The organism is Pseudomonas sp. KSR10, from assembly GCF_022355455.1.
Lineage (GTDB): Bacteria > Pseudomonadota > Gammaproteobacteria > Pseudomonadales > Pseudomonadaceae > Stutzerimonas > Stutzerimonas stutzeri_E.
The window spans coordinates 234,836-246,833 of the sequence record NZ_JAKOEN010000011.1 but is presented as its reverse complement, the minus strand read 5'-3'; the positions used below and the strand labels follow the sequence as shown (position 1 = coordinate 246,833).

Sequence of the window (11,998 nt, the reverse complement as noted above, 5' to 3'; positions counted from 1 at the left end):
AAGGCCGGTCGAGAACATCTCGCTCATTCAGAAACAAGGGCGGTTCACCGTTCAGCCTGGCTAGGATCCCGGATCAAGCGAACCCGAGCCGACCGATCGAACCCGCTCGAGCAGTTGCCGCAGGAGCGCATCCCCCTCCGCCTGCAACCGCGCGCGGGCTGCCCTGGCCTGTTCGCGGGCTGTCTGGTCATCGAGCCCGGCCAGATCGGTATCGACATTGATCAAGGCCGCACTGAGCCCCGCATGGATGAGGAAGGCGCCGGCCTGGACATCGCTGCGCAGCCGTTCGGCGCAAAGCGGCCAGGCGATGACCGCCAACTCCAGCGCCTCCAGACAACAGTGCGCCAGCGCCAGCGGCACCGCACAGGCCTGCCGCGCCGCCGCCTGTTTTTGTTCGGGCTCGTTGTCGCGTGCCGCACTCAGGTAATCATCGAAGGCCTGCATATCGTCGTCAGCGAAAGCGCCCGTTCGACCGAGCAAGGCCTCGGCGGCGCGCAGCCGCTCAAGGCGCTCCGGCTCGGACCCGTGCGCGTCGCTGATCCGCAATCCCTTGAGCACCAGCGCCACGCCGATTTCGGCGCTGACGGCGGCGGCCGCTCCGCAGCCGGGCGTCGGTCGAGCGGCTGCAGTCGCGTCGCGAAAAGTCGCCAACGGCTGCGTCCAGACCGAGTTCCGCTCAGGACGCATTCGCGACGTCGTCTCCCCAGGCCAGCAGCACGTCGAGCATGCGATTGGAGAACGCCCACTCGTTGTCGTACCAGGCCAGCACCTTGACCAGATCACCCTGCACCCGGGTATGGCTGAGGTCGGCGACGCAGGAGGTCGGATGGCCAAAGAAGTCCCGCGAAACCAGCGGCAGGTCGTTGCACTCCATCACCCCGAGCGGCATCTGCTGCGCCCCTTCGCGCAATATCCGGTTCACCGCCTCGACATTCGCCGGCGGCCGCTCGGCGGTAAAAGTGAGGTCGACCAGCGAGACGTTGGGCGTTGGCACCCGCACGGACAGCCCATCCAAGCGCCCGGCCAGCTCCGGCAGCACCAGGCCGATGGCCTTGGCCGCACCGGTGGTCGATGGAATCATCGACTCCGACGCGGCCCGGGCGCGGTAGAGGTCCTTGTGCGCCTTGTCCAGCAGGTTCTGGTCGTTGGTGTAGGAATGCACGGTGTTGAGCAGGCCTTGGCGAATCCCCACCGCTTCATGCAGCACCTTGGCCAGGGGCGCCAGGCAGTTGGTCGTGCAGGAAGCGTTGGAGATTACCCGATGCTCCGCGTTGAGGAGTTGATGGTTGACGCCGTAGACCACGGTGAGGTCGGCACCGTCCAGCGGATGCGAGGCGAACACCCGATCGGCCCCGGCTTCCAGGTGCTGGTCGATCAAGGCGCGCTTCTTGAACTTGCCCGAGCACTCCAGCACCACATCGACTCCCAGCTGCTTCCACGGCAACTGGCTGGGGTCACGTTCCTGCAACAAGCGGATCGACTGGCCGCGGATCTGCATCGCGTCATCATGCAGCTCTACCTGCTCGTTGAAGCGGCCGAAGGTGCTGTCGAAACGCGTCAGGTGCGCCATCGCGCTCCGGTCGCTGAGGTCGTTGATGGCCGCGATGTGGATCTGATGGTCCAGATTTCGCTCGAACAGGGCTCGCAACACGGCTCGGCCGATACGGCCATAACCATTGATAGCAATACGCAACATGGCGGTCCTCCCAGGGTCTTTGAGGCAGTGCAAGGTTAGTCGGAGTATGGGCGTCGACGTTCAGTACCGTCCGACGGAGATCAATGAATGGGCGAACCCAGGCGCCGCTCGTCAGTCGTACACCTCACAGGCCCGTTGCGCCGGGCCTGCCGAACAGCGGAAAAGGGGCACGAGCATGAGCGAGTCAACCCAGCCACCCTGGTGGAAAGTCGCCACCATTTATCAGATCTACCCGCGATCCTTCGCCGACAGCAACGGTGACGGCGTTGGCGACCTCAACGGCGTGCTGCGTCACCTCGATCACCTTCAATATCTGGGCGTCGACGCCCTGTGGCTGTCGCCAATCTTCCGTTCACCGATGGCCGATGCCGGTTACGACATCAGCGACTATTGCGACGTCGACCCGCTGTTCGGCTCGCTGGCCGACATCGACCGGCTAATCGCCGAGGCGCATGCACGCGACATTCGCGTGTTGCTCGATTTCGTCCCCAACCACACCTCGGATCAGCACCCCTGGTTCGTCGAGTCCCGCAGCTCGCGGGACAATCCGAAGCGCGACTGGTACATCTGGCGTGACGAGCCGAACAACTGGCGCGCCGCCCTCAATGCCGGTAGCGCATGGACCTGGGACGAAGGCAGCCAGCAGTACTACCTGCACCTGTTCCTGCCCGAGCAGCCGGATCTGAACTGGCGAAACCCCGAAGTGGTCGAGGCGATGCATGGGGTGCTGCGCTTCTGGCTCGACCGGGGCATCGACGGCTTTCGTGTGGATGTCATTCATTGCACCGGCAAGGACCCCAGTTTCGCCGACGACTCGCGCTGTCTGGGCGGCCAGCCTCTGGTGGAGTTCAACGATCAGCCCTACAGCCACGAAGTACTGCGTGGTCTGCGCCGGCTGGTCGACAGCTACCCTGGAGAGCGTGTGCTGGTCGGCGAGGTCAACATCCGCGCCACCGAGCGAGTCCTGCAGTACTACGGAGCCGGCGACGAGCTGCATATGTCGTTCAATTTCCAGCCGCTGGACGCGCCCTGGGAGCCAGTGATGTTCCGCACCTGCATCCGCGACGTCGAGGCGCTATTGAAACCGGCCAACGCCTGGCCGACCTGGGTGCTGTCCAATCATGACAACCGTCGCCAGCGCAGCCGCTATCACGGCTCACTGCGCAGCGCCCATGCCGCCGCGGTGCTCTTGCTGACCCTGCGCGGCACGCCTTTCATCTACCAGGGCGAGGAGTTGGGGCTCGAAGATGCGGTGATCGAACCGGACGAACAGGTCGATCCCGGTGGTCGCGATGGCTGCCGTGCGCCCATCCCCTGGTTCTGTGCGCCACCCCACGGGTGGGAGGGCAACCGGCCGTGGTTGCCCTTCCCGCCGGAAAGCGAGGAATTGGCGGCCGAACGTCAGGTGCGTGCAGCGGGCTCGACCCTTGAGCTCTATCGACGTTTGATCAGCGCGCGCAAGCGCAGCCCGGCACTGCGTGAGGGCGACTGGGAAGAGTTGCCATCACATCCCAACGTGCTGGCCTACCGGCGACAGCTGGGCGAAGACCAGCGAGTTGTCTGCCTGAACTTCGCCGACCAACCTCATGCATTTCCAATCAACGGACACTGGCAGATCGAAGTTGCCAGCGATGCGCAGAACGAAGGCGAACCCTACTGCGGCGAACTGGCGGCGGGCCAGGCGCTGATTCTCAGCCCGGAGGAACACTGACATGCGCCCACTCTGGTATCGCAACGCGGTGATCTATCAGATCGATCCATCACTGTTCCTCGACGTCAACGGCGACGGCTGCGGCGACCTGCGCGGCGTCACCGAGCGCTTGGATTACGTCCGCGGTCTGGGCGCCACGGCCATCTGGCTCATGCCGTTCTACCAATCGCCGTTCCGCGATGCCGGTTACGATGTCAGCGATCATTTGCAGGTCGACCCACGTTTCGGTGATCTCGCTGACGTCGTCTATCTGCTGGAGAAGGCCGAGGAGCTGGGCCTGCACGTGATGATCGAACTGGTGGTGCAACACACCTCGATCGAGCACCGCTGGTTTCAGGAGGCGCGCCGCGACCCGCAGTCGCCCTATCGGGACTATTACATCTGGGCGGACGAGCCGGATGACAGCATCGAGCCGATCTTTCCCACGGTGGAAAAAAGCGTCTGGACCTGGGACGAAAACGCCGGGCAGTACTACCGCCACCTGTTCTACAACCATGAGCCGGACCTGAACCTGGGCAACCCGAAGGTGATCAAGGAGATCGAGCGGATCATCGCCTTCTGGCTGCGCCTGGGGGTGTCGGGATTCCGTGTCGACGCCGCCTCGCACCTGATCGAACAGGCCGGCCACGGCGACAGCGAGGACGGCTACTGGCTGCTCGAGCACATGCGCGACTTCGTCACCCTGCGCCGTCCGGAAGCGGTGTTGCTGGGCGAGGTCGACGTGGAACCGGAAGAGTACCGCGGCTATTTCGGTGAAGGCGATCGGCTGACCCTGTTGCTGAACTTCTGGGCCAACAACCATTTCTTCCTTTCGCTTGCACGCAGCGAGGCAGCGCCTCTGCATCAGGCACTGGAGCGCCAGCCGGAACCGCCCGAGCGCGCGCAGTACGCCATCTGGATGCGCAACCATGACGAACTGGATCTGGAGCGGCTGACTGATGAGGACCGCGAGGAAGTCATGCAAGCCTTCGCCCCCGATCCCGACATGCGTGCCTACAACCGCGGCATACGCCGACGCCTGGCGCCGATGCTCGACGGTAATGAACGGCGCATCGCCATGGCCCATGCCCTGCTCTTCGCATTACCCGGCACGCCGATCATTCGTTATGGCGAAGAGATCGGCATGGGGGACGATCTGTCGCGACCCGAGCGCCTGGCGGTACGCACGCCGATGCAATGGTCCAACGAGCCCAATGCCGGGTTCTCCTGCGCGGAGGCCCCGCAGCTTGCCGCTCCGCTGATTGACGGAGATGAGTTCGGTTACGAACAGAGAAACGTCTACGCCCAGACCCTGCGCGACGACTCTCTGTTATCCAGAACCGGCACCATGATTCGCACCCGTATCGGTCTGCGCGAGATCGGCGGCGGCCAGCATCGCCCCGTCGAGACCCATTGCCCGTCGGTCTTCGCCATACGCCATGACAACGACTCGACCGTGCTGATGCTCGTGAACCTGGCGGATCAGGAGGTGGAAGTCGAAATCGTCGAGGAGGACCTGCAGGACATGGTCGATGTCTTGGCCGACAGCGACTACGAACAACCCCAGGGCCATCCGCTGCGGATACGCCTGACCGGCTATGGCTATCGCTGGCTGCGCCGCAAACAGCAGTTGTTCGGCTAGATGAAACGGACGCTTGATGCCGAGCAGTGGCGCGGTTGGCATGCCGACGCGTTCCCTTCGGGTAGCTGGCGGCGCAGTGACGATGAATTGCAGGCCATCGCCGGTGCCCCGAGGGTCGATCTGGTGTCTCTGCAGCGCTATAGGGACTTCGCCTTGCGCTTCGAATTCGCCCTGCCCATCGCCGGGAATTCCGGCGTGCTCTACCGGGTCGAAGAAGCGGTCGAGCTCAGCTGGCACAGCGGCCCAGAGATGCAGCTGCTCGACGATGCCGGCCATGCCGGCCATGCCGGCCATGCCGACGGCAATGAACCCACCACGCGCAACGGCGCGCTGTACGGGTTGCTGGCGGCCGAGCCGGAAACATCGCTGGAGCCTGGCGAATTCATTGAGGCGGCGTTGATCGTCCGTGGCGCTGTGGTCGAGCACTGGTTGCGTGGCCGTTGCGTGGTCCGCTTTCGACTCGACGATCCAGCACTGCACGCCGGCATCGCCCGCAGCAAATTCGCCGCCTTTCCACGCTTCGCCCAGGCAGTTGAAGGCCATATCGTGCTGCAGCACCACGGCGAGGCCGCGCGCTTTCGCCGCTTGTCGATCGAAACGCCTGACTGAACGACCCACTTGGACCGCGGCACGGATTTGAGCGAGAATGCGCGGCTTTCCAGGCTGCGGGAAACGCGGGCGAATGGATGCAGGATCGAAACGGGCTGGGCGCTCGCCATCATGGCGCAGCGCCCAGTCGGTTTTCGGGACGGCGAATCGTCAGCGGCACCGGGCCGCCCACGCTTGAGGTAGCGCGTTCGTGGAACAGCTGAAACAGAAGATCCGCAATGAAGGCATCGTACTCTCCGACCGTGTACTCAAGGTCGATGCCTTCCTGAACCACCAGATCGATCCCGTGCTCATGCAGCAGATCGGCCAGGAATTCGCCCGGCGGTTCCGCGACGAGGGCATCACCAAGATCGTCACCATCGAAGCGTCCGGTATCGCCCCGGCAATCATGGCGGGCCTGGAACTCGGCGTGCCGGTGATCTTCGCCCGCAAACACCAGTCGCTGACGCTGACCGACCACCTGTTGACCGCCTCGGTGTACTCGTTCACCAAGCAGGTCGAAAGCACCATCGCGATCTCCACCAATCACCTGTCCAGCGCCGATCGGGTACTGATCATCGATGACTTCCTGGCCAACGGCAAAGCCGCCAAGGGCCTGATCTCGATCATCCAACAGGCCGGCGCCAGCATCGCCGGACTGGGGATCGTCATCGAGAAGTCGTTCCAGGCGGGCCGCCAGGAACTGGAAGAAGCGGGATTTCGCGTCGAGTCGCTGGCCCGCGTCGCCGCGCTCAGCGATGGCCAGGTGGTGTTCGTCGAGTAAGCGCCCCACGCTACTCCTTGCGCCATAGATCGACCAGCGCGCCCTGGGTGCCGGCAATCGGATCGCTCACCGGCACGCCGACCTTTAGCGCGCGTGCCTGCGCCTCGTCATGGCTGGCTTCGTCCGGACGCAGCAGATCGTATTGTTGTTCCACCGGATAGCCGCCCACCACCTCGAAATCCTCACTGGCGCTGAGCTGGCAATGGCCGGTGCCTGCTGGCAACACCAGCGCATCTCCCGCCTGCACGGCCACTTCCTGGCCCTGCTCGCCGCCAAGCATCAGCCGCGCCGAACCGCGTGAAACGCCGAGCACCTCATGTGCGGTGGAATGAAAGTGGTGATAGTCGTAAACGCCAGCACGCCACTGAGCCGGCCATAGGTGACTGCCGAACAGATTCTCGAACGCGTCGGCATAATCACCACCGGCCAACAGCAGCTGGCGGTATATCAGTACCGGATGCGGACTGTTGGGGGTGCGGCCGTCACTGGAAAAGCGCAACTGCTCGGGTTGCGGGGCGGAACTGGTCATGGGCACCTCATCAGCTTGCCTGGACCGATGTCGCCGTAGCCCAGGATCGGGTTTCAAGATTCGACCCGGCGCCCCGTGGTTTTTCTCCCCTCTGGAAACGACAAAGCCGCCCGAAGGCGGCTTTGCTTGCTGACCGGCTGACGCTTACAGGCCGGACATATGCTGGATGGCGGCCTTCAGCTCGTCATCCGAGCAGTCGCCACAGGTGCCTTTCGGCGGCATGGCGTTGATACCGCTGATGGCCTTTGCCAGCAGGCCATCGAGACCGCCTTCCTTGTCAGCGCGCGCCTGCCAGGCGGCCGTGTCGCCCACTTTCGGCGAGTTCAGTAGACCGGTGCCATGGCAGGCGGTACAGAACTTGCCGACCACGTCTTCACCGCTGCGAGCTCCGCCGCCAGCGGCAGCTGTAGCGGCACCAGCAGCCGCGCACTCTTCACCTTGAATACATACTTCGCCCACCGGCTTGAGTCGCTCGGCGATGTCGTCGTTGGTCGCAGCCTGAGCGCTCACTGCCCACAGGGCCACTACGGCAGTCTGTGCTACCAGGATCTTCTTAATCAGGTTCACCTTATACCCTCATGTGGCTAGACACGCCCGCGGCCACGGTATCGCGAGCGGCGGTCAGTATAACGGCAAGCCATGCTGGCCGAAACAATACGAACGACCCAGCCATCCTCAGCGACGCTTTGCCGCAGCGAAACGTCCGCCGAGGCTCAGAAATTGGCCGGTGTCGTGGCGCTGATCAGCTTGGCGGGCGCCTCGAACGGGTTCCGAAAACGATGAGGCTTGCTGCTTTCGAAGTAGTAGCTGTCACCACTTTCCAGCACATATACCTGGCCGTTCACGGTCAGTTCCAGACGCCCCTCGACCAGCATCCCCGCCTCTTCGCCCTGGTGTGAAAGCATGTCCGTTCCGGTATCCGAACCGGGCGGATAGGTCTCGGCTAGAAAGGCGATGGCACGTCCTGGATGGGCCTTGCCCACCAATCTCATGCTTACCGCGCCGTCGGAAATATCGATCAGCTCGCCCGCTTTGTAGACCACCTGGGTGTCACTTTCCTGCTCGAAATCGGGCGAGAAGAACTCGACCAGCGACATCGGAATGCCGCTCAAGACCTTTTTCAGGGAGCTGATCGAAGGGCTGACGCTGTTCTTCTCGATCATCGAAATCGTGCTGTTGGTGACGCCTGCACGTTTGGCGAGTTCACGCTGGGACAGGCCCTTGAGTTTGCGGATGGTTTGCAGTCGAACGCCGACGTCCAATACGGGAGCCCCCAATCAAGCGCGATAAACAGAGGCGCTATGATGGCGAGGGCGTTCAGTATTTTCAACACACCAGGACGAAATGCTGACGGGTTAGATCCAGACCACTTATTCCGGCAGCGCGGCGACCACCGAAAGCTCGACCAGAATCTCCGGCTCGCACAACTTGGCTTCGACGGTAGCGCGGGCCGGCGCCACCCCGTCGGGCAACCAGGTGTCCCATACTGCGTTCATGCCGGCGAAATCGGCTTCGATGTCCTTGAGATAGATGGTCGCCGATAGGATGTGCTGCTTGTCGGTACCGGCCTGGCGCAGCAGCCGCTCGATGTTATCGAGTGTCTCGCGGGTCTGCTGTTCGATGCCCGCGCTCATGTCTTCACCCACCTGTCCGGCCAGATAGACGGTTCCGCGGTTGATGACGATCTGACTCATGCGTGAATTAGTGTGCAGGCGCTGTATGGGCATGCTTGCGGGACTCCTTGGTCGTGCCGTAACGAGAGATATCCAGACCATCGGTACTGATCTGGGTGCGTTTTTTCGCCAACAAGTCGGCGAGCACGCGCCCGGAACCACAGGCCATGGTCCAGCCAAGGGTACCGTGTCCGGTGTTCAAATACAGGTTGCGATAGGCGGTGGCGCCAATGATCGGCGTGCCGTCCGGGGTCGCCGGGCGCAAACCGGTCCAGAGCTCAGCGCTGCCCGGATTGCCGCCCAGCGGGAACAGGTCACCGACTACCATCTCCAGGGTTTCGCGCCGGCGCGGGTTCAGCGACAGATCGTGCCCGGCAATTTCGGCCATGCCACCGACGCGGATCCGCTGATCGAAGCGGGTGATGGCGACTTTGTAGGTTTCATCGAGCACCGTCGACACCGGCGCCATGGCCGGATCGCTGATCGGTACGGTAAGCGAGTAGCCCTTGAGCGGATAAACCGGAGCATGAATGCCCAATGGCTTGAGCATCTGCGGGCTGTAGCTGCCCAGCGCCAACACGTAGCGATCGGCCTTTTCCAGCCTGCCGTCGATCCAGACACCGTCGAGGCGGTCGCCTGAGTATTCCAGACGTTGAATGTCCTGGTTGAAGCGGAACTCCACGCCCAGCTCGCGCGCCATCCCCGCCAGCCTGGTTGTAAACAGCTGGCAGTCGCCGGTCTGATCGTTGGGGAGACGCAGCGCGCCGCTGAGCTTGTCCGCCACACGCGCCAGGGCAGGCTCGACCCGGGCGATGCCGGCCCGATCGAGCAGCTCGTAGGGCACGCCCGATGCTTTCAAGACGGCGATGTCCTTGGCCGCGTTATCCAGCTGGGCCTGGGTGCGGAACAGTTGGGTGGTACCGCACTGCCGGCCTTCGTAGTCGATACCGGTTTCGGCACGCAGCTCGTCGAGGCAATCACGGCTGTATTCGGACAGCCGTACCATGCGCTCCTTGTTCACCGCGTAGCGCGCCGCCGTGCAATTGCGCAGCATCTGCGCCATCCACAGGTACTGCTGGATATCACCGGTAAGCTTGATGGCCAGCGGTGCATGGCGCTGCATCAACCATTTCATGGCCTTCAGCGGCACACCCGGTGCAGCCCAGGGCGAGGCATAGCCAGGCGACACTTGGCCGGCGTTGGCGAAGCTGGTCTCCATCGCCACGGCGGGCTGGCGGTCGACAACCACCACTTCAAACCCCGCACGCGCCAGATAATAGGCACTGGTAGTGCCAATTACGCCGCCACCCATCACCAGAACACGCATCGCCGCCTCCCGCCCGGCCTCGACCGGACTGTTCGAGTCACTATTAATGCGGAGTATAAAAAGCGCAACCTAGTGGTATTCACCATATAAAACGCTATCTTTGCGATTTATTCACGCCAGAAAAGCCTTATTTGGAGGCGATACGCCTATGCGCACCAAGCATCAGACCCGCCGAGAATTGGACAAACTCGACCGCCAGATCCTGCGCCTGCTACAAGCCGAAGGACGTATGCCCTTCACCGAGCTTGGCGAGCGCATCGGCCTGTCCACAACGCCCTGCACCGAGCGCGTGCGCCGCCTGGAGCGCGAGGGCATCATCATGGGATACACCGCGCGACTGAACCCGCAGCACCTCAAGGGCGGGCTACTGGTATTCGTCGAGATCAGCCTGGCCTACAAATCCGGGGATATCTTCGAAGAGTTCCGCCGCGCCGTGCTCAAGTTGCCGCACGTGCTCGAATGCCATCTGGTATCGGGCGACTTCGATTACCTGATCAAGGCACGCATCTCGGAAATGGCGTCGTATCGAAAACTGCTGGGCGACATCCTGCTCAAGCTGCCGCATGTCCGCGAATCGAAAAGCTACATCGTCATGGAAGAGGTGAAGGAGTCACTCGAACTGCCGGTACCGGATTGACGACAGCGAGTCCGCAGCTTTGCCTCGAGGTCACGCCCCGGTCTACCCTTCGGGCCAGGCACCCAGTCCAAGGCTCGACCATCATGACCCGGCACACGATCGTCCAGGCGCTGCAACACGCCCCGTCCTATTACGCTGCCAGCGCCAATCGCGCGCTCGACTTCGCCCCGCTGCAGGGCGAGCAGGAGGCGGACGTCTGCATCGTCGGCGGGGGCTTCAGCGGCCTCAATACGGCCATTGAACTGGCCGAGCGCGGCCTTTCGGTGGTCCTGCTGGAAGCGCATCGGATCGGCTGGGGGGCTAGCGGCCGCAACGGAGGCCAGCTGATCCGCGGCGTTGGCCACGATGTGGAGCAGTTCCAACCGGTGCTGGGAGCCGATGGCGTAGACGCGCTCAAACGCATGGGTTTCGAAGCCGTCGACATCGTTCGCCAACGCATCGAGCGCTACGCCATCGACTGCGACCTGACCTGGGGTTATTGCGATCTGGCGACCAAGCCACGGCATGTCGAAGGTTTCAAGGCAGAGCATGCCGATCTCGAACGCCTCGGCTATCAGCATTCGCTGCGCCTGGTTCCTCGGACCGAAATACACCAAGTGATCGGCTCCGATCGCTATCTCGGCGGACTGGTCGACATGGGCTCTGGGCATCTGCATCCGCTCAATCTGGCGCTGGGTGAAGCGGCCGCGGCGCAATCGCTGGGCGTGCGACTGTTCGAAGGCTCGGCGGTAGAGCGCATCGAATACGGTCCCACGGTGCGCGCGCATACCGCACAGGGCAGTGTCCGCGCGGGACAGTTGGTGCTGGCCTGCAATGCCTATCTGGGCAACCTCAACCCGACATTGGCAGGCAAAGTGCTGCCCGCCGGCAGCTATATCATCGCCACCGAGCCGTTGCCCGAGACGTTAAGGCGCGAATTGCTGCCGCAGAACATGGCGGTCTGCGATCAGCGGGTGGCGCTCGATTACTTCCGTCTCTCGGCCGACGGTCGCCTGCTATTCGGCGGTGCCTGCCACTATTCCGGTCGCGATCCGAAAGACATCACCGCCTACATGCAGCCGAAGATGCTCGAGGTGTTCCCGCAGTTGCGGGACGCCCGCATCGATTACCAATGGGGCGGCATGATCGGCATCGGTGCGAACCGGTTGCCGCAGATCGGACGGCTGTCGGATCACCCCAACGTCTATTACGCCCAGGCCTATTCCGGCCATGGATTGAACGCCACCCACCTGGCCGGCCGATTGCTCGCCGAGGCCATCAGCGGCCAGGCCCAGGGCCGTTTCGATCTGTTCGCCGGCGTACCGCACCCGACCTTCCCGGGCGGTCAGCGGCTGCGCTCACCCCTGCTGGCGCTGGGCATGCTGTGGTACCGGCTCAAGGACCAGTTCTGAATTTCGCCGTTGCGCTGGCGTCCAATTGCCAAGGACCGACA

General features: G+C 63.2%; 13 protein-coding genes. 6 read left to right on the top strand and 7 right to left on the bottom strand.

All coding sequences use genetic code 11. The features are described 5' to 3' along the window. Positions 1 to 60: 60 nt before the first annotated feature. Both MCB86_RS04995 and gap read right to left on the bottom strand, forming a co-directional pair. Positions 61 to 687: a cyclodeaminase/cyclohydrolase family protein gene (locus MCB86_RS04995; protein ID WP_239610149.1), complete on the bottom strand. Its 627-nt coding sequence runs from the start codon at positions 685 to 687 to the stop codon at positions 61 to 63. Then, positions 677 to 1,696 (bottom strand): type I glyceraldehyde-3-phosphate dehydrogenase, encoded by a 1,020-nt coding sequence (gene gap, locus MCB86_RS04990; protein ID WP_239610147.1) that lies wholly within the window; start codon positions 1,694 to 1,696, stop codon positions 677 to 679. The genes MCB86_RS04995 and gap overlap by 11 nt, the downstream gene beginning before the upstream one ends. A 175-nt stretch (positions 1,697 to 1,871) precedes the next feature. On the opposite strand from gap, the gene MCB86_RS04985 reads away from it, so the two are divergent. From MCB86_RS04985 to xpt, 4 genes are all read left to right on the top strand, one after another. Next, on the top strand, positions 1,872 to 3,407 hold the full coding sequence (locus MCB86_RS04985; protein ID WP_239610145.1) for an alpha-amylase family glycosyl hydrolase: 1,536 nt from the start codon (positions 1,872 to 1,874) through the stop codon (positions 3,405 to 3,407). 1 nt (position 3,408) lies between these two features. Continuing rightward, on the top strand, positions 3,409 to 5,028 hold the full coding sequence (locus MCB86_RS04980) for an alpha-amylase family protein (RefSeq protein ID WP_239610143.1): 1,620 nt from the start codon (positions 3,409 to 3,411) through the stop codon (positions 5,026 to 5,028). Continuing rightward, positions 5,029 to 5,637, top strand: a complete 609-nt coding sequence (locus MCB86_RS04975; RefSeq protein ID WP_239610142.1) for a DUF1080 domain-containing protein — start codon at positions 5,029 to 5,031, stop codon at positions 5,635 to 5,637. A gap of 190 nt (positions 5,638 to 5,827) precedes the next feature. Then, complete coding sequence (gene xpt, locus MCB86_RS04970) at positions 5,828 to 6,400, top strand: xanthine phosphoribosyltransferase (protein ID WP_045160405.1); 573 nt, start codon at positions 5,828 to 5,830, stop codon at positions 6,398 to 6,400. Positions 6,401 to 6,410: 10 nt separating this feature from the next. Here the strand turns inward: xpt and MCB86_RS04965 are convergent, their stop codons facing one another. The 5 genes from MCB86_RS04965 to dadA form a co-directional block, all read right to left on the bottom strand. Next, complete coding sequence (locus MCB86_RS04965; RefSeq protein WP_239610139.1) at positions 6,411 to 6,929, bottom strand: cupin domain-containing protein; 519 nt, start codon at positions 6,927 to 6,929, stop codon at positions 6,411 to 6,413. 144 nt (positions 6,930 to 7,073) lie between these two features. Then, complete coding sequence (locus tag MCB86_RS04960) at positions 7,074 to 7,496, bottom strand: c-type cytochrome (RefSeq protein WP_045160403.1); 423 nt, start codon at positions 7,494 to 7,496, stop codon at positions 7,074 to 7,076. A gap of 146 nt (positions 7,497 to 7,642) precedes the next feature. Then, entirely contained in the window at positions 7,643 to 8,191 is a 549-nt protein-coding gene (locus tag MCB86_RS04955; protein WP_045160402.1) for a cupin domain-containing protein, read from the bottom strand. A 108-nt stretch (positions 8,192 to 8,299) separates the two neighbouring features. Then, a complete protein-coding gene (locus MCB86_RS04950) occupies positions 8,300 to 8,656 on the bottom strand; it encodes a RidA family protein (protein WP_239610137.1) in 357 nt (118 codons plus the stop codon). Next, positions 8,631 to 9,929, bottom strand: a complete 1,299-nt coding sequence (dadA, locus tag MCB86_RS04945) for a D-amino acid dehydrogenase (protein WP_045160400.1) — start codon at positions 9,927 to 9,929, stop codon at positions 8,631 to 8,633. The genes MCB86_RS04950 and dadA overlap by 26 nt, the downstream gene beginning before the upstream one ends. A 148-nt stretch (positions 9,930 to 10,077) precedes the next feature. Between dadA and MCB86_RS04940 the strand changes: the two genes are divergently transcribed. Together MCB86_RS04940 and MCB86_RS04935 are read left to right on the top strand one after the other, a co-directional pair. Further along, on the top strand, positions 10,078 to 10,566 hold the full coding sequence (locus MCB86_RS04940; RefSeq protein WP_025240144.1) for an Lrp/AsnC ligand binding domain-containing protein: 489 nt from the start codon (positions 10,078 to 10,080) through the stop codon (positions 10,564 to 10,566). A gap of 83 nt (positions 10,567 to 10,649) precedes the next feature. Next, positions 10,650 to 11,957 (top strand): FAD-binding oxidoreductase, encoded by a 1,308-nt coding sequence (locus MCB86_RS04935; protein ID WP_045160399.1) that lies wholly within the window; start codon positions 10,650 to 10,652, stop codon positions 11,955 to 11,957. Positions 11,958 to 11,998 lie beyond the last annotated feature (41 nt).